Origin of the sequence: Enterobacter sp. JH25, from assembly GCF_021725435.1 — a bacterium.
Lineage (GTDB): Bacteria > Pseudomonadota > Gammaproteobacteria > Enterobacterales > Enterobacteriaceae > Enterobacter > Enterobacter intestinihominis.
Genome location: NZ_CP091319.1, coordinates 3,929,390 through 3,948,094, shown reverse-complemented (window position 1 = coordinate 3,948,094; position 18,705 = coordinate 3,929,390). Strand labels below are relative to the sequence as shown.

Sequence of the window (18,705 nt, the reverse complement as noted above, 5' to 3'; positions counted from 1 at the left end):
TCTTACTGACACGGCAGTATCAACTGCATACTGTTTTCTAAGTGAGAAGGTAACGAGAAGCGACACTGTTGGTTGTCGCCCCATGTCACGCGAAACTGCTGTTCTGGCTCAACGGCGGCCAGCCAGACGCGGCCTTCATCGGCCACCATCCCAACCTGCAAATTGCTTGCTTCCAGGCGAACAATCGCCCCGAGAGGTGGCGCTCCTGATGACATTCGCAGAACGCCTGTCACGTCCTTACCTGCGCGCGTGGCAATCTGACGATAACCAATGGCTCCCTCAGTCCAGGTTGAGGTCACGACGCGGTTGTCTACGTCCACGCCATCAGGGAGGTTGTTCAGATTGACCTGCACGCTGGAGGGGGAATAGCTGGAGAATGACGGTAAAACGCCGATGCCAAAACGGTTGGTCTCATCTCGCGACATGTTCAGCGGGATATTGCCTACCCCGTCGGTGCTGACCATCACACGAGGTTCATTACCGTAGCTGCGCCGGTGCAGCGCGGCGCCTTTCGCCGTTGAGGTGAAGGAACCACTCCAGCTCGCGCTGAGGGAGTTATATTCGTCAGCTTTATAGCTGCCTGAGAGATTGAGATCGCCGTACGTAGAATAATGCTGATAATTCCCGCTGACCTGCGCGCCGGAATCTGGCTTCCCGCTCTCCGCGCCTGCGGAAACGCCCCAGGTATTATTGCGATCCGACGTGTCATACCACGACACGTTATGACTCAGCGTGTCGCTGTTACGCAGGTCATAGTTAAGACGATGGTCGGGATCGAGCGGTACGCTGAGCGAGAGATAGAACTGAGTATCGTCACTTTCGTCTTCCTCATCGTAATGCGTTTTACTCCAGGACAGGGTTACGCCGAGGTTCTTCCAGCGGCCCATATCAAAGTTGTAGCCCGCCGTGATGCTGCCGGTCGTGGAAGGTGAATCATTCCACCATGTCTGACGCAGCATGTTGACGTACAGGTTCAGGGATAACGCTGAAATGTACTGGCTTGCCGTCACGCTCAGGGTTTGTTTCTCCGACTGGCGGTCACCGTCGTCATAATCAAGGTAGCGGGCGTAGCTCAAAAACTGGGGGTCTGAGTAGCGGTAGCTGGCAAGCGTAAGCTGACTGCCGGTGGTATCGAAACGCTTGCTGTAGTTAATGCGATAGCTGTAACCCGTCTGACTGCGCTGGTGTGGCAGCTGGCTGGTGGCCTGCGTGACGTCAAAAGAGAGCGCCCCCAGCCAGGCCATATTCTGGCCGATCCCGGCAGCGACTGAACGATAACCGTCGCCATCAGTCAGCGTGCCGCCATACAGGGAGGTGTGTGACAGCATGCCCCAGGAAAATTCGCCGCTCATGAAGGCGTTATCTTCGACGTCATGGGAGGCACCCTGGCGCGCTTTACCCGCCGCGAACTTGTAGCGAACCTGACCCTTGCGCGTTAAAAACGGCACGGACTCGGCAGAGACCTGGAAGGTGCTGACGCGGCCGTCCTCTTCCGTGACTTTGACGTCCAGCGTGCCCTGAACCGACTGGTTAAGATCCTGAATAACAAACGGGCCTGGTGGCACTTTACTTTGGTAAATCACGCGATCGGCAAGGCTTACGGTCACCGTGGCGTTGGTTTGCGCTATCCCGGTAATCTGCGGAGCATAGCCGCGCAGCGACCATGGCAGCATACGTTCTTCGCTGATTAGCGATGCGCCGGTATAGGTAAAGGCGTCAAAAATTGCGGACTGGAAATCCGTTTCACCCAGCGTCAGTTTCGCTCCGATTGAGGGCAGAGGGCGGAACATATAAACGCGTGAAAAACGGCCATCCTGCTCTGAGCTTGCTTCAGTATCGCTTCGCGTGTACTGGTAATCGCTTCGCAGGCGCCACGCGCCCATGTTCGCACCGACGGTGCCATAGGTATTGGCGTTGTTATTGCTGCTGCCGCTATTGGGCTGATAATGGCTGGCAAAAAGATTGTAATCCAGCAGTACGCCCGGCACGCCGTTGTCCCAGGTGGATGGCGGCATCCAGTCCACCGCACGGTATTGCAGCCATGCCTGGGGGATCGTCACATTCAGGGATTGGCTATCTTGCTCAAACGTAAATCTGATGTCTGGTCTGGCGGCGAAATCAACGCATCCCTCTTTTTCTGGCAAAGCGTGACGAACCTCATCCTGTAACGCAAATGTATCGGCCAGTTCGGGAGGAATACACACTTGAACTGCATTATTTATTTCTCTCCAGCGAAGGAGCCAGCCATTTGCCAGCGGAATATCATTAACTGAAACGGTAACGAAATAGCTTCCCGGCGTAACCGATATTTGATCTTTAAAACGTGATAAATCGACGCTGCCGCGCTGATCTTTATCAATGGCGTTTATATTAAATTCAGTGGCAGAGGTAAGTCTCGTCATTAACAGGGATGCAATGATGATTATCCATTGTAATTTGTATGTCATCATCCTGTTACTCGAATATATAAAGGATGCCGACCGGTATGAATTACCAGTCGGCTAATACTGTTACGTAACAGAACTATTTGTACAACAGGACGTAGTTAGCCGTGGCTTCAACCTGGCCTGCCGTCGCAGTTTTACCCGTGGGGACTTCCATAACCGCTTTGAAATGCAGCGTCTGGGTGGTTGATCCTGCCAGCAACTCAACCTCGTTGGATTCTCCCAGCGTGATAGCAGCCTCCGCATTATCCAGCAGACGTACACCCACGTTCTGCGCACCACTTGCATAGGTGTTACTCATCAGGCTGGTGTCTGTCGCGTCTGTCGCTGCGCTGGTGAAGGTGACATCCACTTTGGTAATTGGCGTGTCGGTTTCGTCTGCCGGATCGTCAAGCTGGCAGTTTTCCAGATTAATATCGACCGGAACCGGCGTGGATTTTTTGTTGGCGTTGATAACGGCCGTAGTCACTTCACCCAGATCGACTTCTTTATCAACGCTGTCTGGTGCGATGCTGCACGGTGCGTCAATAACAACACCTTTGAATTTGATTTTGCCAGAGCCTTGATCTTCAGCAAAAGCAGAACCCGACACAATGCCAGCCATAGCCGCTGCTAACAGTAATTTCTTACCCATATACATGGAAATATCCTTTTTCAGAGTGATTCATAATGTGAATATTAATTTCAGAATACTTGCAAAGTATACGGATTGGGGTGGGAATACGCGATTAACGTGACTTAAATATATTTGTAGGTGCTTTTAATTAATATTTTCAGGCTATCTTAAGAGACGCCTTTTTTTGAAATTCTAATGGGTTTATATTTGGTGAGTTATTATAGGATAAATATATAGGATTGTTATTTTGAATAGTATAATGCCTCCGTATGAAACGGAGGCATTAATTCTTAACCAATACCTGCCGTTTGTAGCAGAACCAGACTCATCCCCATCACTGACATTCCACACAGCACGCCGTAGCTTGGGTTATTGTTGGGATCGATCTCTTTTGCCAGCGGCATCAGCTCATCGACAGAGAGCGCGACCATAATCCCGGCCACGGCAGCCATAATTGCAGCCATTACAACCGGGGATACGAGGCTACCGAGGATCAGCCACGCCAGCACGCCGCCGAGAATTTCAGCCATCCCGGAGATACCCGCCCAAAAGACAGCTGTACGTTTTGAACCCGTGGCGGCATAAACGGGCCCGGCAACGGCAAGTCCTTCAGGAATATTGTGCAAAGCAACGGCCAGCGCGACACCAAAACCCATTTCCAGGTTGCTGCTGGCCGTGACATAGGTGGCGATACCTTCCGGAAAGTTATGCAGGCTGATACCCAGCGTCAGCAGAATGGCCGTGCGTTTGATATTGCCAGGGATGGGGGCAACGCTTTTTTGCATTAGATCCTGCGGGTGCGCGTGAGGAAGGATACGGTCGAGTGCAAAATAACCCAGCAGGCCAATGATAAACATGCCATAGCCTAGAACAGGCGACATCCCTTCGGCGTGAAGCGCGGCGGGCAGCATCTCCATCAGCGAGATAAGCAGCATAATCCCGGCGGCGAAACCCAGAGAGAAGGCCAGCAGGCGATTAGAGGGTTTTTGACCGAGTACCCCAAGGAACGCACCGATAAAGGTCGCGGCGCCCGCAAGTAAGGTCAAAATCAACGGTACTGACATGCATTCTCCTTAAGCGATATCTGGCATTCAAATTTCCTGATGATGATCTTCACGGTTATCTACGTTCATCTTCACCTGAATGCGCGTAATGTAGGCCCATCACTTTGTCACTTCCTCTAAGGATATCACCATGTCTCCTTCTCGTATGCCAGCACTGTTTTTAGGCCATGGCAGCCCCATGAACGTTCTGGAAGATAACGTCTATACCCGCGCCTGGTGTCAACTGGGTAAGACGTTACCGCGTCCGAAGGCAATTGTGGTGGTCTCTGCGCACTGGTTTACCCGGGGTACCGGCGTGACGGCCATGGAAGCGCCAAAAACGATCCATGATTTTGGCGGTTTTCCGCAGGCGCTATACGATACGCATTATCCGGCCCCCGGTTCGCCTGAGCTGGCGCAGCGGCTGGTTGATCTGCTCGCCCCTGTTCCGGTTGCGCTGGACAAAGAAGCCTGGGGCTTTGACCATGGCTCATGGGGCGTGCTGATTAAGATGTATCCTGATGCGGATATCCCGATGGTGCAACTGAGTATCGACAGCACCAAACCGGCTGCCTGGCACATGGAGATGGGGCGTAAGCTGGCTTCGCTTCGTGATGAGGGCATCATGCTGATTGCCAGTGGCAACGTGGTGCATAACCTGCGTACGGTACGCTGGCACGGTGAAAATACGCCGTACCCTTGGGCAACAGCCTTTAATGACTATGTAAAAGACAACCTGACCTGGCAAGGGCCGGTAGAAACACATCCGCTGGTGAACTATCTGGATCACGACGGCGGTTCGCTCTCTAACCCGACGCCGGAACACTTCTTGCCATTGCTGTATGTATTAGGCGCATGGGACGGTCAGGAGGTTATTACAACACCGGTCGACGGTATTGAGATGGGGAGCTTGAGTATGCTGTCGGTGCAGGTGGGGTAAAACATGCCCGGTGGCGCTGCGCTTACCGGGCCTACGCTCAACATGTAGGCCGGGTAAGGCGAAGCCGCCACCCGGCAAGTCTTATTCAATAAAAATATGCGGGTAGAAACGCGACAGATCCTGCGTAATCAGCGCGCGATCTTCGCGAATACCAATCCCGGCAGGCTGATCGTTAATAAGCCAGCTGCCGATCAGCGTATAGCTGTCGCCAAACTTCGGCAGTTGATAAAACGCCTGGACGATCATCCCTTCCTCACCGTACGGCCCTTCAACCGCTTCCAGCGTTTTACCGTTTTCGATAATCGAGACGTTCGCGCCTTCACGGGAGAAGATTGGCTTAACGACGTATTTCTCCATCGGCGGGAAATCATCTTCGGCAAAGTAAGCAGGCAGCAGGTTCGGGTGGTTCGGGAACATCTCCCACAGCATTGGCAGCAGGGCTTTATTGGAGATAATGCTCTTCCAGGCTGGTTCCAGCCAGCGCACACCGGCGTCTTCCAGCTTGGTAGAAAACATTTCGCGCAGCATGTATTCCCACGGGTAGAGCTTGAACAGGTTGCTGATCACCTGATCCTGCGTGTCCGTAAACTGACCTTTTTCACCTAAACCGATCTCTTCGATATAGAGGAATTCCGTCGCCACTTCCGCTTCGGCTGCGCAGTCCTGCAAATACTGAACCGTACCGCGATCTTCTTCGGTATCGCGACAGCAGGCGAGGTGCAACAGGTTGAAACCGTGCTGTTCACGCAGTTCGGCGAAACGCTCAATCAGTTTTTCCTGAAGGCTGTTGAACTGGTCGCTGCCTTCCGGCAAGTTTCCGGCATTCGCCTGATCTTCCAGCCAGATCCACTGGAAGAACGCGGCTTCGTACAGGGAGGTTGGCGTATCTGCGTTGTTTTCTAAAAGCTTCGGTTCACCCACGCCATCCCATGCCAAATCGAGGCGAGAGTAGAGCGAAGGCTGGTTCGTTTTCCAGGACTGACGAACAAAGCTCCAGGTGTGCTTCGGAATGCGGAATTTGGTCATCAGCTCATCGCTGTCGATGACTTTCTCTACCACCTTCAGGCACATCTGGTGCAGTTCTGCGGTCACCTCTTCAAGCTTTTCGACCTGCGCGAGCGTGAGCTTATAGTAAGCGTCTTCACACCAGTACGGCTCGCCGTACATGGTGTGAAAGTTGAAACCGTATTCGGTGGCTTTTTCGCGCCAGTCCGGGCGCTCGACAATACTGACTCGTTCCATGATCAGCCGCCCATTGAGCGAGTCGAAGAGCCGGTCGCACTACGCTGCATGGTGGTTTGTTTCGCCACAGACTCACCGAAGCCGCCACGGGTAATGGTGCTGGTAGTGGCTGGTTTCGGTGCCATCGCGGTTTTCGGTACGGTCATCGTACGGCCAGGCGTTGCAGCACCGTAACCCTTGCCGGTGGCATCGGTGTATTTACCGTACGCCGGGCTGTTTGGGTTTTTAGAACTAAACAGTGGTTGCTGCTGGTAGCCCGCGCCGCCGCTCATCAGACGGCCCATCATATAACCCGCCATCAGAGGCATCCAGAAGCTACCGCTGGACTGTGCCTGCGCCTGGTTTTCCGGTGCCATACCTGCCTGAGCAGGAGCCTGCTGGCACTGGCCTTCGCCGAATTCGGCTACACAGTCTTCGCGTGAGGCATATTTCGGCGCGGTACGTTCTGCCTCTTTCAGGGCGTTGTTATAGGCCGTCGTACACTCGGCGGCTTTACCGGTTGCGCTCGCACAATCGTCAGCGTTTTGATAGAGCGACACCGTTTCGTCGCTTTGCTCACAGCCTGCCAGCATAAAGACGGCGGTGACCGCCAGCGCGACAGGTGTCAGGTGGCGTGCGTTCCAGCTTTTGCGGAACGACGCGTGATTCATCGTTTTTGTCCGTTTCATATTTGTCTTCCAGGACCCAGGGGTATTAACGCTCAGGATAGAGGATGAGTGGTTGAAAATGAAGCGAAGAGGGGCGAAATCCGGGGGATCTTTACGTTGGCTTACGTTCGGGGGGGGATTAATGTGCTCCCTCTCCCTGTGGGAGAGGGCTGGGGTGAGGGCATCAGGCCGCATTGGGCCTGATGACACACTTAGTTGCGGAACGGATTCGTGCCGCTGCTGGCAGGTGAGGTGCTGCGTGCTGCCGCTGGCTGTGCAACCGGGGCGCTGCCGTTAGCGTTGAAGTTATCAACCGCGGCATCCTGCTCTGGATTTTCCGGCGCCACGCTGTCAGGCGACGTGGATACCGGTTTACCCAGCGTACTGTTCAGCATTTGCAGATCCTGCTCGTTCAGCGTACCCAGCGCCTGCTTGATGTTCAGCTGGTTAATCAGGTACTGGTAACGTGCGCTGGAGAGCTGCTGTTTCGCGTTATACAGTGTGGTCGTTGCGTCTAACACGTCAACGATGGTACGCGTACCGACGGAGTAGCCTGCTTCCATCGCGTCCAGAGAGCTTTGCGCAGAGACAACGGCCTGTTTGTAAGCGTTGATGCTACTGATAGAGGCATTGACGTTGTTAAAGGAAGAACGCACGGTCTGCACCACGTTGCGGTGCGCGCTTTCCAGCTGCTCGCTGGCACCCACAAAGTTGTATTGCGCCTGTTTCACCTGAGAGTTAACCATCCCGCCCTGGTACAGCGGCAGAGAGAAACTAAGGCCCACTTTGTTCTGGCCAACGTTGCTGTCGTCATAGGCCTGAGACGTCGTTTTAGACCCGCTGTAGCTGGTATCCGATACGCCGGTAGAGGCGCTCAGGCTCAGGGTTGGCAGGTGACCATCCTGTGCAAGGCGGATCTGCTCGCGTGCCAGATCCTGGCTCAGGCGCGCCTGCAATAAGGTCAGGTTACGGTTTTCCGCTTCTTTCAGCAGAGCATTAACCGCCTGCGGTTTGTCCGTTTTGAAACTGTCCACGTTCAGAGAGGCCAGCTCAGGATAGTAGTTACCGGTGACCTGACGCAGTGCTTCCAGTGCGTTGTCGAGGTTGTTACGTGCGGTCACTTCGTTAGCCAGTACGGTATCGTACTGTGAACGGGCGTTCTGCACGTCAGTGATCGCAACCAGACCAACATTAAAACGCTGGGTGGTTTGATCTAACTGGCGGTAAATCGCCTGTTTCTGCGCTTCGGTATAGGAGAGCGCGTCAATCGCGCTCAGCACCTGGAAATAGGCGGTCGCGGTATTCAGGATCAGCGTTTGCTGATCGGTCTGATAGGTGACATCCTGAATGCCTGCGCTCTTTTCCTGCAAACTCAGTTCACGCCATTTGGACATGTCGAACAGGGTCTGTGTAAGCTGTAAAGAGGCGCTGGTGGCATTCGAGTCGATGCCATTGTTATCGCGAAAACCGTTAGTGTAGGTATAATCTGCACCTAAGCCTAACTGCGGCAGCAGTGGACTACGTGCTTCGTTAATCTTTTCAAACGCAGCATCACGATCGGCCGCTGATTTACGTAAATCAGGGTTGCCCAGACGTGCCTGCTGGTAGACCTGTAACAGGTTCTCTGCCTGGCTCATTGCACTGAAGCCCGTCAGGCTCAGGCCGATAAGGATGGGGAGCAATTTCTTCATTTGCATTCCTTGTTGTGAAGCAGTATTAGCGCTGATCTAATTAAAAATAATTGCCGATTCTAACAGAATCATCCACACCAAAAGGTTGGCGTAACGTGCCATCTGGCGGTAATTTGCTCCAATCTACCATATAGCCATACAAACGGCAGCCAAACAGCCTTGAAATTCACAATTTCATCACCATTGCTACCAGGACTCGACCGATGCAAAAACCAGAAAACGTGCCTGTCACCTTCGCCAAAAACGATGTAGAAATTATTGCACGAGAAACGCTTTATAGCGGTTTTTTTTCAATGGAACTTTACCGTTTCAGGCATCGCCTGTTTAACGGTGAAATGAGCGGTGAAATCAAACGCGAAATTTTTGAGCGCGGGCATGCGGCAGTCTTGCTACCCTTTGACCCAGTGCGTGATGAAGTCGTGCTGGTCGAGCAGGTCCGTATTGCGGCGTATGATACCAGCGAAACGCCGTGGTTGCTGGAGATGGTGGCCGGGATGATCGAGGAGGGTGAGTCGGTCGAAGACGTCGCTCGCCGCGAGGCGCTGGAAGAGGCAGGCCTGGCGATCGGTCGGACGAAACCGGTGTTGAGCTACCTGGCAAGTCCGGGGGGAACAACGGAACGCTCATCTATTATGGTGGGCGAAGTGGACGCCACGACAGCGAAAGGGATCCACGGTCTGGCAGATGAAAACGAAGATATTCGGGTTCATGTGGTGAGTCGGGAGCAGGCTTACCAATGGGTAGAAGAGGGTTTAATCGACAACGCAGCGTCTGTCATCGCCTTGCAATGGCTGCAACTGCATCATCAGAATTTACGAAACGAGTGGAAAAAATGAAGCGCTATACACCTGACTTCCCAGAAATGATGCGCCTGTGCGAAACCAATTTCGCCCAGCTGCGCCGCCTGCTGCCGCGAAACGACGCGCCCGGCGAAACGGTAAGCTATCAGGTGAGCAACGCGCAGTATCGGTTAACGATAACAGAATCAACGCGCTACACTACGCTGGTGGAGATTGAGCAAACGGCGCCGAGCATCAGCTACTGGAGCCTGCCGTCGATGACGGTACGTCTTTATCATGATGCGATGGTCGCTGAAGTGTGTTCAAGCCAGCAGATCTTTCGCTTCAAAGCGCGGTATGATTATCCGAATAAAAAGTTGCATCAACGCGACGAAAAGCATCAAATTAACCAGTTTTTAGCCGACTGGCTAAGATATTGTTTAGCACATGGAGCAATGGCGATTCCGGTTTGTTAGCGTCATAAACCTACCTAAGGACACCATTTGGAAAGCCTGTTGAACCTGACTGTTGCTGGTGGGGCGCCAGTCAGGATATTACAAATCACCGACACCCACCTTTTTGCCGAAAAGCATGAGACGCTTCTGGGCGTGAACACCTGGGAGAGTTATCAGGCGGTTCTTGACGCGATCCATGCTGAAAAGCGGCCATGCGATCTGATCGTCGCGACAGGCGATCTGGCGCAGGATCAATCCTCCGCAGCCTATCAGCATTTCGCCGAAGGAATTGCGAGCTTTAGTGTGCCTTGCGTCTGGCTACCGGGCAATCACGATTTTCAGCCCGCCATGTACAGTTCGCTTCAGGAGGCGGGGATTTCGCCGGCAAAATGTGTCTTTACGGGGGACCAGTGGCAAATTCTGCTCCTCGACAGTCAGGTGTTTGGCGTTCCGCACGGTGAGTTGAGCGACTATCAGCTTGACTGGCTGGAGACAAAACTGGCCGCCGAACCGAATCGTAATACGCTGCTGTTACTGCATCATCATCCGCTGCCGGCGGGCTGTAGCTGGCTTGATCAGCACAGCTTACGCAACTCTGCGGCGCTGGATAGCGTGCTGGCGAAATTCCCGCGCGTGAAAAATTTGCTGTGTGGGCACATTCACCAGGAACAGGATCTTGACTGGAACGGTCGCCGCCTGCTCGCGACGCCGTCCACCTGCGTGCAGTTCAAGCCCCATTGCGCTAACTTCACGCTGGACACCATCGGACCGGGCTGGCGCTGGCTGGACCTGCATGCCGACGGCTCGCTGACCACCGAAGTGTGCCGTCTGGCTGGCGCGCAGTTCCGCCCGGATACCGCTTCAGAAGGCTATTGATGTCGACGCTCCTCTATCTGCACGGGTTCAACAGTTCTCCGCGTTCCGCAAAGGCGACGCAGTTTCGCCAGTGGCTGAGCGAACATCATCCGCACGTGGAGATGATTATTCCGCAGCTGCCCCCTTATCCGGCGGACGCGGCAGAAATGCTGGAATCGATTGTGCTTGAACACGGCGGCGAATCGTTTGGCGTTGTCGGCTCGTCCCTCGGCGGCTACTACGCCACCTGGCTGTCGCAATGCTTTATGGTGCCCGCTGTCGTCGTTAACCCGGCGGTCCGGCCATTTGAGCTGTTAAGGGACTTTCTTGGCGAAAACGAGAACCCCTACACCGGCCAACAATATGTGCTAGAGTCACGCCATATTTACGATCTCAAAGTTATGCAGGTCGACCCGCTTGAAGCGCCCGATCTTATCTGGCTGCTGCAACAGACGGGAGATGAAGTGCTGGATTACCGCCAGGCAGTGGCGTATTACGCATCCTGCCGCCAGACTGTAGAAGAGGGCGGAAACCATGCTTTCACGGGCTTTGAAGATCATTTCACCCAGATTGTCGATTTTCTTGGACTGCACAGCCACTGACAATCAATGCGAATTGCTAGCTTAAATCATGACGCAAACCTATAACGCTGATGCCATTGAGGTACTCACCGGGCTTGAGCCGGTTCGCCGCCGCCCGGGGATGTACACCGATACGACGCGCCCAAACCACCTGGGCCAGGAAGTAATTGATAACAGTGTGGACGAAGCGCTGGCAGGTCATGCCAAACGCGTGGACGTTATCCTGCACGCCGATCAGTCGCTGGAAGTCATCGACGATGGCCGCGGCATGCCGGTGGATATTCACCCGGAAGAGGGGGTTCCTGCCGTTGAGCTGATCCTCTGCCGTCTGCATGCGGGCGGTAAGTTCTCCAACAAAAACTACCAGTTCTCTGGCGGCTTGCACGGCGTGGGGATCTCCGTGGTTAACGCCCTGTCAAAGCGCGTGGAAGTGAACGTCCGTCGCGACGGCCAGGTGTATAACATCGCGTTTGAAAACGGCGAAAAAGTGCAGGATTTGCAGGTCGTCGGGACGTGCGGTAAACGCAACACCGGCACCAGCGTCCATTTCTGGCCTGACGAAAGCTTCTTCGACAGCCCACGCTTTTCTGTTTCCCGCCTGACGCACCTGCTGAAAGCCAAAGCGGTGCTGTGCCCAGGCGTAGAAATCACCTTTAAAGATCACGTTAACAACACCGAACAGAGCTGGCGCTACGAAAAGGGTCTGAACGACTACCTGTGCGAAGCGGTTAACGGCCTGCCGACCCTGCCGGAAAAACCGTTCGTCGGGAATTTCGAAGGTGATACCGAGGCGGTGGACTGGGCGCTGCTGTGGCTACCTGAAGGCGGTGAGCTGCTGACGGAAAGCTACGTCAACCTGATCCCAACGCTGCTCGGTGGGACGCACGTCAACGGCCTGCGTCAGGGTCTGCTGGATGCGATGCGCGAGTTCTGCGAATACCGCAACATTCTGCCGCGCGGCGTGAAGCTTTCCGCAGAAGATATCTGGGACCGCTGCGCCTACGTGCTTTCCGTGAAAATGCAGGATCCGCAGTTTGCCGGTCAGACTAAAGAGCGCCTGTCGTCACGCCAGTGTGCGGCGTTTGTTTCCGGCGTGGTGAAAGATGCGTTTACCCTGTGGCTGAACCAGAACGTTCAGGCCGCAGAAATGCTGGCTGAAATGGCGATCTCCAGCGCCCAGCGTCGTCTGCGCGCGGCGAAGAAAGTGGTGCGTAAAAAACTGACCAGCGGCCCCGCGCTGCCGGGCAAGCTGGCGGACTGTACCGCCCAGGATCTCAACCGCACCGAGCTTTTCCTGGTGGAAGGGGACTCGGCGGGCGGATCGGCCAAGCAGGCGCGCGATCGTGAATATCAGGCGATCATGCCGCTCAAGGGTAAGATCCTGAATACCTGGGAGGTCTCTTCTGATGAAGTGCTGGCCTCGCAGGAAGTACACGATATCTCGGTGGCGATCGGCATCGATCCGGACAGCGACGATCTGAGCCAGCTGCGCTACGGCAAGATCTGCATTCTCGCGGATGCGGACTCCGATGGTCTGCACATCGCCACGCTGCTGTGCGCGCTGTTCGTGAAGCACTTCCGCGCGCTGGTGAAAAACGGTCACGTCCACGTGGCGCTGCCGCCGCTGTACCGTATCGACCTTGGCAAAGAAGTCTACTATGCGCTGACGGAAGAAGAGAAAGCGGGCGTGCTGGAACAGCTGAAGCGCAAGAAGGGCAAACCGAACGTGCAGCGCTTTAAAGGGCTGGGCGAGATGAACCCGATGCAGCTTCGCGAAACGACGTTGGATCCGAACACGCGCCGTCTGGTGCAGCTGACGATCAGCGACGAAGACGAACAGCAAACCAACGCCATGATGGATATGCTCCTTGCCAAGAAACGTTCGGAAGACCGACGTAACTGGCTGCAGGAGAAAGGCGATATGGCGGATATTGAGGCCTGATGCTGAAAAAGCCCTGCGATGCAGGGCTTTTTTTTGCCCGGTGGCGCTGCGCTTACCGGGCCTACGATCGATCCCCTCGCCCCTCTGGGGAGAGGGTTAGGGTGAGGGGAACGCCTCGCTCTGACGTCAAAACTCCATCTTCACCGTAAACTGCACTTCACGCGGGTCGCCAATCTGGTTGCCCAGGTTATTGGTCGCAATCGACGACGTGTAGTAGGTCTTATCAAACAGGTTTTTCACGTTCACCTGTAGCGTCACCGGATATTGCAGCTTCATTTTGTACGCCGCAAATGCATCCGCCACGAAATAGCCCGGCAGATAATAATCCGCACCGTTAGTCGCTGAACGACGGCTCACGCCGTGCCCGCCGCCGCCAATTGTCAGCGTATTCCCGGCAAACGCATTGTGAATATCGTACGTCAGGAACAGGGAGCCGGTATGGCGCGGCACGTTCGGCAGCGGTTTGCCCGCGTAGTCCGGGTCTTCCAGCACCTTCGCATCGGTATAGCCGTAGCTGGCGATAATGTTGGTGTTCTCGGTCAGCGATCCGGCGAGATCCACTTCGACACCCTGCGAGCGCACGCGGCCCGCGGTTTTGGCGACGGTTTTATCACCGATGCTCTCGGTGTACAGCACGTTGCGCTTGTGGATATCAAACAGCGCGATGTTGGCAGTAATGCCGTCGAACAGGTCGAATTTAGCGCCTATTTCATACGCGTTCGACGTTTCCGGCGGCAGGTCGCCGATGTAGCTCGCAATGGACGACTGCGGCATAAACGTCTGGGAATAGTTAGCAAACAGGGAGACTGCCGGCGTGAGCTTGTATACCAGGCCCAGCTTCGGCGTCCACTGGTCGTCGCGGCTGTCGGTGTTGACGTTAAACGGACGGCCTTTGCCCGCGTACTGGGTGTAATACTGGTAGCGCAGTCCGGCAACGGCGATCCATTTATCGGTCAGGTACAGCGCGTCCTGCGCGTAAGCGGAGTAGCTCTCCTGCTTGATGGTTTGATCGCTGTCGGATGCCGAGACGGTGGTGCACTTGCCGAGGCTGCCATAGCTCGGGTTGTAAATATTGAAATCCTTAACGTTCTTACAACGGATCATGTCCGTACGCAGCAGATCGTAATTCTCATACGACACGCCGGTCAGGATCTCATTGTAAAAGCCCGCGATGTCCACGTTCCCCTGCAAATCTGCCCGCGTTGTGTGCATACGCTGGGTCGAACCCTGGGTCGCATCCACGCGGCGGGTCAGGTTGCCGGTTTTTGAATCGTAGGCCATCACGCGAGCCTGGTTATCGCTGTACTTATCCTGGCTGTAGCTGTAGTCGAACTTCGCGGTCCACTGGCTGTTAAGGCGATACTCCGCGTTAAGCTGAGCGAGGTCGGACTGACCGTCGGTCACGTTAAATGGCTCATCAAAGCGGGTTTTGCGATCGACGTCGACGGCCTTTTTGGTGTTGAGATCGAAGATCGTTCCGCGATCGAACGGCGTTTTATAGTCGCGATGCGAATAGAGCACGGTCACGGTGGCATCATCGCCGAACCAGGTCAAAGACGGGGCAATAAAGGTGCTGCGTTCGGTGCCGAAATTACGCCAGTAATCCTCGTCCTGATACTCCCCGGTCAGGCGATAGGCCAGACGCGTACCTTCAATCGGACCGGTGACGTCAAACTGTCCGGTACCGCCGCCAAAGCTGGTTGATGTGGCAGAAATCGAGCCGCCGAGGGTTTTCTCCGGGCGTTTGGTCACTACGTTAATCAGGCCGCCGGGGTCAAGAATACCGTAAAGGGTCGAGGCCGGGCCTTTTAGCACCTCCACGCGCTCGGTTGCGGCATTGAAGCTGCGCGGCAGCACGGTGCGCAGGCCGTTGGTCATGATCGAGCCATCGCGGTTTGCGCCGAAGCCACGGCGCACGAAGGCATCCTGCGTGCCGCCCAGGGTGTTGGTCTGCACCACGTTGCTGACGTTATACAGCGCCTCGTCGAGCGTGGTCGCGTTTTGGTCTTCCAGCACTTTATCGCTGACGGTATTGACCACCTGCGGGATGTCCAGCATCGGCATGTTGGTCAGCGTGGCGGTGGAGGTGTTCAGGGGCTGATAGCCGCTGGTGGCGTCGGTGGAAGCGTAAGGGTCGGCAGTGACGGTAAGCGTCTCACCGTCTTTTGCTGCTGCGTGCACCAGAGGCGCCATGAACAGGAGTGAAAAGAGCGCGCGCCCTTTTACCCCGGCGAATGAAGGTGTGAACTTAGCCATTACATCTGTTTTCCCAAAATATCCTGCGATGAAATGCTCGCGGAAGAATGTGTGAGTCATTGCCCTTACGGTCTGTCCGTTAGCCTCTACGGCATCGGACTTGTAATTGAGAATCATTCAAGCATGAGGGAATGTAGTAGTAAATGGAATAAATAAAAATTTCGCTACAGAGGTTTCTCTCTGGCTAATACGCGTTTATTTCTTGTTTAAGACATTGAAAATAATTGATAAAAAAGAATTATAATTTGTGAAGCGATGCTCAGTTATCCCTGGGGTTTACAGGGTATATCTTCGCTTGACTACTACATGGCGCGGCGGCAAACTCACAAAAGAGAATGAGTTTTATTTTTATTTGTTGGTTTTTTTTCTTACGTTGGCGTTCACGTGGCTCACTACATTAAAAAACCGGGACTGGTTCTTGAGAACCTCTCCGCGGGTTACCAGAAAAAAATCATCGTTGATGATATCTCCCTTGCGATCCCCCAGCAGAAAATGACTGTTCTGGTGGGCGCAAACGGCTGCGGAAAATCGACGCTGTTAAGTACCCTCGCGCGGCTGCTTCAGCCGCTCGGCGGCAGCGCGGTGCTGGACGGCAAAGCCATCCACTCGCAGCCAACCAAAGCGGTCGCCCGCCAGCTCGGGATCCTCCCGCAGTCTCCGCTGCTTCCAGAAGGGTTAACCGTATTTGAGCTGGTCTCGCGCGGACGTTTCCCCTGGCAGAACGTGATGCGCCAGTGGAGCGAGGAAGACGAGCGGGCCGTGGAGGAGGCGTTACGCCTGACCGGGACGGCAGAGTTTGCCCATCATCTGGTTGAAAGCCTGTCCGGCGGCCAGCGCCAGCGCTGTTGGATCGCCATGGTACTGGCGCAGCAAACGCCCTATATCCTGCTGGATGAACCCACGACGTACCTCGATCTTCGCTACCAGGTGGAGATCCTCGAACTGCTGCACACGCTGACGCGCCGGCACGGGCGCACCGTGGTGGTGGTTCTGCACGATCTCAACTTCGCCGTGAACTACGGTGATTCGCTGGTCTTTTTACGTCAGGGAAAGGTTGAGGGGGTACTGCATGAGGGCGACGCCTGCACGCCGGAGCTGATCAAAGCGGTGTTTGATGTCGACGTGCATATGTCGGTTAACCCGCTGACCGGCAAGCCGTTCTTTATGCCGTTCCGTCAGGCTGACGACAAACCATGATGCGCACGTCTGTGGCCTTTATTCTCTTTACGCTGCTGCTTCTGGCAGGCGCGATTGCGCACCTGAGCATCGGGGCGCGCGTTATCGCCCCCCGGACGGTAGTAGACGCATTTTTCCACTTCGACCCGCGCAATTTTGAGCATAGCGTGATCGTCAGGCTGCGCTTGATGCGACTGTGCGCCGCCCTGGTGACGGGCGCGGCGCTCGGCGTCGCGGGCGTGCTGCTGCAGTCAGTGATCCGCAACCCGCTCGGCGAGCCGCATATCCTGGGGCTTAATGCAGGGGCGGCGCTGGCGGTGGTGCTGACGAGTGCCCTCGGGCTGTCGCTGCCGTTTGGCCGCCCTCTGATAGCCGCAGCCGGCGCCGCCGCGCTCTTTTTGCTGGTGCTAACGTTCTCCTCATCCGGGCGTACCGGTCTCACGCCGATGAAAGTCACTCTGTGCGGCGTGGCGATGTCGGCATTTGCCTCATCGATAACCGCCACGGTGTTGATTCTGGATGAACAGACGCTGCTGGCCATGCGGACCTGGCTTGCGGGGGATGTGGCGGGAGTCATCGGCGAGACGACCGCTAGCGCCGCGGGGGCCGCTGCCGTGGGCTTTGCGCTGGCGCTCTGGCTGTCGCCGTCGCTGAACATGCTGGCGCTGGGGGACAGAATGGCGCAGGGGCTTGGCGTGTCGCTGCTGAAAACGCGCCTGCTCGCGCTGCTGGCCATCGCCCTGCTGTGCGGCGCGGCGGTTTCAGTTGCCGGACCGATCGGATTTATCGGACTCGTGGTGCCGCAGCTGATTCGCCGTCTGGTATCGGTGGACCTGCGCGTGATGGTGCCGCTCTCAGCCCTCTGCGGGGCGCTGGTTCTGCTGATGGCGGATATCGCCGCCCGCACGCTGTTTACGCCGTATGAGCTGGCAACCGGCGTGATGACTGCGCTGGTCGGCGCGCCGGTCTTTATCCTTATGGCGTCAAGGATGTTCAAATGAACCGGGCTGGATTGAGGGCAGTACGATTTTCCTCCTTCTCGGCGCTGGTTCGCCCGAGGGCGCTGCTGTATCTGACCGTTTTAACCCTTGCCGTTTTACTGCTGCTAAGTTTTGGCCTGACGCACGGCTCGCTGCCCATTCCTGCTTCCGCCATCGGACGTGCGCTGTTTTATCCTGAACGTCTGATGGCGGATGCGCATTACATTGTGATGGATATCCGCCTGCCGCGCCTGCTGATGGCGGTGCTGTGCGGCGCGATGCTCGGCATGGCGGGGGCGGCCATGCAGTCCATTACCCGCAACGGCCTTGCTGACCCCGGACTTATCGGCGTGAAAGAGGGCTGTAGCGCGGCGGTGCTGCTGCTGATTTTTCAGTTTCCGGGATTGGGGCCGTACTGGCGTCCACTTATCGGCATGGCCGGTGGGCTGCTGACCGCGCTGCTGGTAGTGGCGCTGGCGCGTGATATCTCGCGCCCGCGATTCATCCTGATCGGCATCGGCGTGTCATGGGCGTTTGCCGCCGCGATGGGGGTCTTTATGACGACCGCCGACGTGCGCGACGTCCAGACGGCGATGCTGTGGCTGGCGGGGAGTCTGCATGCGGCAAGCTGGACGCTGGTCAGCATCGCTGCTGCCTGGACAGTGCCGGCGTTTGCGCTGCTGCTCTTTACCGCGCGCGCCGCAGACGTAGCCTTGCTCGGCAACCACACTGCGACGGGGCTGGGCGTGCGGACTTCACACCTCGCGCTGCTGCGCGTGTTTGCCCCCGTGGTGCTCACCGCGGCCTGCGTCTCCTGCGTGGGGAGTATCGGCTTTGTCGGGCTGATTGCCCCGCACATGGCGCGCCTGCTGCTGCGCGGAGGGCAAACGGCACTGCTGACGGGAAGTGCCGTACTGGGCGCGCTGCTGGTGCTGCTGGCGGATAACGTCGGGCGGCTGGCATTTCTCCCGTTGCAGCTGCCGGCGGGAATTGTCATTTCACTGATTGGCGGACCGTTTTTCCTGCTGCTGCTCTGGCAGCGTCGGGATCGATTTTAG

16 protein-coding genes are annotated in these 18,705 nt (G+C 55.9%); 9 read left to right on the top strand and 7 right to left on the bottom strand.

Annotation, left to right across the window (positions count from 1 at the left end; all coding sequences use genetic code 11):
- Positions 1-2 precede the first annotated feature (2 nt).
- From L2Y28_RS18905 to zupT, 3 genes are all read right to left on the bottom strand, one after another.
- Positions 3-2,447 (bottom strand): fimbria/pilus outer membrane usher protein, encoded by a 2,445-nt coding sequence (locus L2Y28_RS18905; RefSeq protein ID WP_032623395.1) that lies wholly within the window; start codon positions 2,445-2,447, stop codon positions 3-5.
- A 76-nt stretch (positions 2,448-2,523) separates the two neighbouring features.
- Positions 2,524-3,084 carry a fimbrial protein gene (locus L2Y28_RS18900; RefSeq protein WP_022649431.1) on the bottom strand — a complete coding sequence of 187 codons (561 nt, stop codon included), beginning with the start codon at positions 3,082-3,084 and terminating at the stop codon, positions 2,524-2,526.
- Between the two features lie 266 nt (positions 3,085-3,350).
- On the bottom strand, positions 3,351-4,124 hold the full coding sequence (gene zupT / locus L2Y28_RS18895; protein WP_022649430.1) for a zinc transporter ZupT: 774 nt from the start codon (positions 4,122-4,124) through the stop codon (positions 3,351-3,353).
- A gap of 130 nt (positions 4,125-4,254) precedes the next feature.
- Here zupT and ygiD point away from each other — a divergent pair, with 130 nt between their 5' ends.
- Positions 4,255-5,043: a 4,5-DOPA dioxygenase extradiol gene (gene ygiD / locus L2Y28_RS18890; RefSeq protein WP_022649429.1), complete on the top strand. Its 789-nt coding sequence runs from the start codon at positions 4,255-4,257 to the stop codon at positions 5,041-5,043.
- A gap of 81 nt (positions 5,044-5,124) precedes the next feature.
- Here ygiD and L2Y28_RS18885 read toward each other — a convergent pair whose 3' ends face one another.
- The 3 genes from L2Y28_RS18885 to tolC form a co-directional block, all read right to left on the bottom strand.
- Positions 5,125-6,285 (bottom strand): glutathionylspermidine synthase family protein, encoded by a 1,161-nt coding sequence (locus tag L2Y28_RS18885; protein WP_022649428.1) that lies wholly within the window; start codon positions 6,283-6,285, stop codon positions 5,125-5,127.
- A gap of 2 nt (positions 6,286-6,287) precedes the next feature.
- Entirely contained in the window at positions 6,288-6,953 is a 666-nt protein-coding gene (locus L2Y28_RS18880; RefSeq protein WP_006811983.1) for a DUF1190 family protein, read from the bottom strand.
- A gap of 191 nt (positions 6,954-7,144) precedes the next feature.
- Positions 7,145-8,623, bottom strand: coding sequence for an outer membrane channel protein TolC (gene tolC, locus L2Y28_RS18875; protein WP_022649426.1), 1,479 nt, complete (start codon positions 8,621-8,623; stop codon positions 7,145-7,147).
- Between the two features lie 203 nt (positions 8,624-8,826).
- Between tolC and nudF the strand changes: the two genes are divergently transcribed.
- Genes nudF through parE form a run of 5 tightly spaced genes read left to right on the top strand, consistent with a single transcriptional unit; the run spans position 8,827 to position 13,235 of the window.
- Entirely contained in the window at positions 8,827-9,459 is a 633-nt protein-coding gene (gene nudF, locus L2Y28_RS18870; protein ID WP_022649425.1) for an ADP-ribose diphosphatase, read from the top strand.
- Positions 9,456-9,878 carry a DUF1249 family protein gene (locus tag L2Y28_RS18865; protein WP_003862516.1) on the top strand — a complete coding sequence of 141 codons (423 nt, stop codon included), beginning with the start codon at positions 9,456-9,458 and terminating at the stop codon, positions 9,876-9,878. Before nudF ends, L2Y28_RS18865 begins: the two co-directional genes overlap by 4 nt.
- Positions 9,879-9,905: 27 nt before the next feature.
- Entirely contained in the window at positions 9,906-10,733 is an 828-nt protein-coding gene (cpdA, locus tag L2Y28_RS18860) for a 3',5'-cyclic-AMP phosphodiesterase (RefSeq protein ID WP_022649424.1), read from the top strand.
- Complete coding sequence (gene yqiA, locus L2Y28_RS18855) at positions 10,733-11,314, top strand: esterase YqiA (protein WP_022649423.1); 582 nt, start codon at positions 10,733-10,735, stop codon at positions 11,312-11,314. Before cpdA ends, yqiA begins: the two co-directional genes overlap by 1 nt.
- Positions 11,315-11,342: 28 nt before the next feature.
- Entirely contained in the window at positions 11,343-13,235 is a 1,893-nt protein-coding gene (gene parE / locus L2Y28_RS18850; protein ID WP_022649422.1) for a DNA topoisomerase IV subunit B, read from the top strand.
- A gap of 126 nt (positions 13,236-13,361) precedes the next feature.
- Here parE and L2Y28_RS18845 read toward each other — a convergent pair whose 3' ends face one another.
- On the bottom strand, positions 13,362-15,491 hold the full coding sequence (locus L2Y28_RS18845) for a TonB-dependent siderophore receptor (RefSeq protein WP_032621911.1): 2,130 nt from the start codon (positions 15,489-15,491) through the stop codon (positions 13,362-13,364).
- 384 nt (positions 15,492-15,875) lie between these two features.
- On the opposite strand from L2Y28_RS18845, the gene L2Y28_RS18840 reads away from it, so the two are divergent.
- The 3 genes from L2Y28_RS18840 to L2Y28_RS18830 are packed head-to-tail and all read left to right on the top strand — an operon-like array spanning position 15,876 to position 18,705.
- Positions 15,876-16,688 (top strand): ABC transporter ATP-binding protein, encoded by an 813-nt coding sequence (locus L2Y28_RS18840; RefSeq protein WP_017384046.1) that lies wholly within the window; start codon positions 15,876-15,878, stop codon positions 16,686-16,688.
- Positions 16,685-17,668, top strand: a complete 984-nt coding sequence (locus L2Y28_RS18835; protein ID WP_022649420.1) for an iron ABC transporter permease — start codon at positions 16,685-16,687, stop codon at positions 17,666-17,668. Before L2Y28_RS18840 ends, L2Y28_RS18835 begins: the two co-directional genes overlap by 4 nt.
- Positions 17,665-18,705 (top strand): iron ABC transporter permease, encoded by a 1,041-nt coding sequence (locus L2Y28_RS18830; protein ID WP_022649419.1) that lies wholly within the window; start codon positions 17,665-17,667, stop codon positions 18,703-18,705. Before L2Y28_RS18835 ends, L2Y28_RS18830 begins: the two co-directional genes overlap by 4 nt.

What these genes read in the sequence shown, in the direction of transcription:
- L2Y28_RS18845 (WP_032621911.1), bottom strand. Translation starts at nt 15,491, where the DNA reads ATGGCTAAGTTCACACCTTCATTCGCCGGGGTAAAAGGGCGCGCGCTC.
- L2Y28_RS18835 (WP_022649420.1), top strand. Translation starts at nt 16,685, where the DNA reads ATGATGCGCACGTCTGTGGCCTTTATTCTCTTTACGCTGCTGCTTCTG.
- tolC (WP_022649426.1), bottom strand. Translation starts at nt 8,623, where the DNA reads ATGAAGAAATTGCTCCCCATCCTTATCGGCCTGAGCCTGACGGGCTTC.
- zupT (WP_022649430.1), bottom strand. Translation starts at nt 4,124, where the DNA reads ATGTCAGTACCGTTGATTTTGACCTTACTTGCGGGCGCCGCGACCTTT.
- yqiA (WP_022649423.1), top strand. Translation starts at nt 10,733, where the DNA reads ATGTCGACGCTCCTCTATCTGCACGGGTTCAACAGTTCTCCGCGTTCC.
- L2Y28_RS18865 (WP_003862516.1), top strand. Translation starts at nt 9,456, where the DNA reads ATGAAGCGCTATACACCTGACTTCCCAGAAATGATGCGCCTGTGCGAA.
- L2Y28_RS18830 (WP_022649419.1), top strand. Translation starts at nt 17,665, where the DNA reads ATGAACCGGGCTGGATTGAGGGCAGTACGATTTTCCTCCTTCTCGGCG.
- parE (WP_022649422.1), top strand. Translation starts at nt 11,343, where the DNA reads ATGACGCAAACCTATAACGCTGATGCCATTGAGGTACTCACCGGGCTT.
- L2Y28_RS18900 (WP_022649431.1), bottom strand. Translation starts at nt 3,084, where the DNA reads ATGTATATGGGTAAGAAATTACTGTTAGCAGCGGCTATGGCTGGCATT.
- L2Y28_RS18905 (WP_032623395.1), bottom strand. Translation starts at nt 2,447, where the DNA reads ATGACATACAAATTACAATGGATAATCATCATTGCATCCCTGTTAATG.
- ygiD (WP_022649429.1), top strand. Translation starts at nt 4,255, where the DNA reads ATGTCTCCTTCTCGTATGCCAGCACTGTTTTTAGGCCATGGCAGCCCC.
- L2Y28_RS18880 (WP_006811983.1), bottom strand. Translation starts at nt 6,953, where the DNA reads ATGAAACGGACAAAAACGATGAATCACGCGTCGTTCCGCAAAAGCTGG.
- nudF (WP_022649425.1), top strand. Translation starts at nt 8,827, where the DNA reads ATGCAAAAACCAGAAAACGTGCCTGTCACCTTCGCCAAAAACGATGTA.
- L2Y28_RS18885 (WP_022649428.1), bottom strand. Translation starts at nt 6,285, where the DNA reads ATGGAACGAGTCAGTATTGTCGAGCGCCCGGACTGGCGCGAAAAAGCC.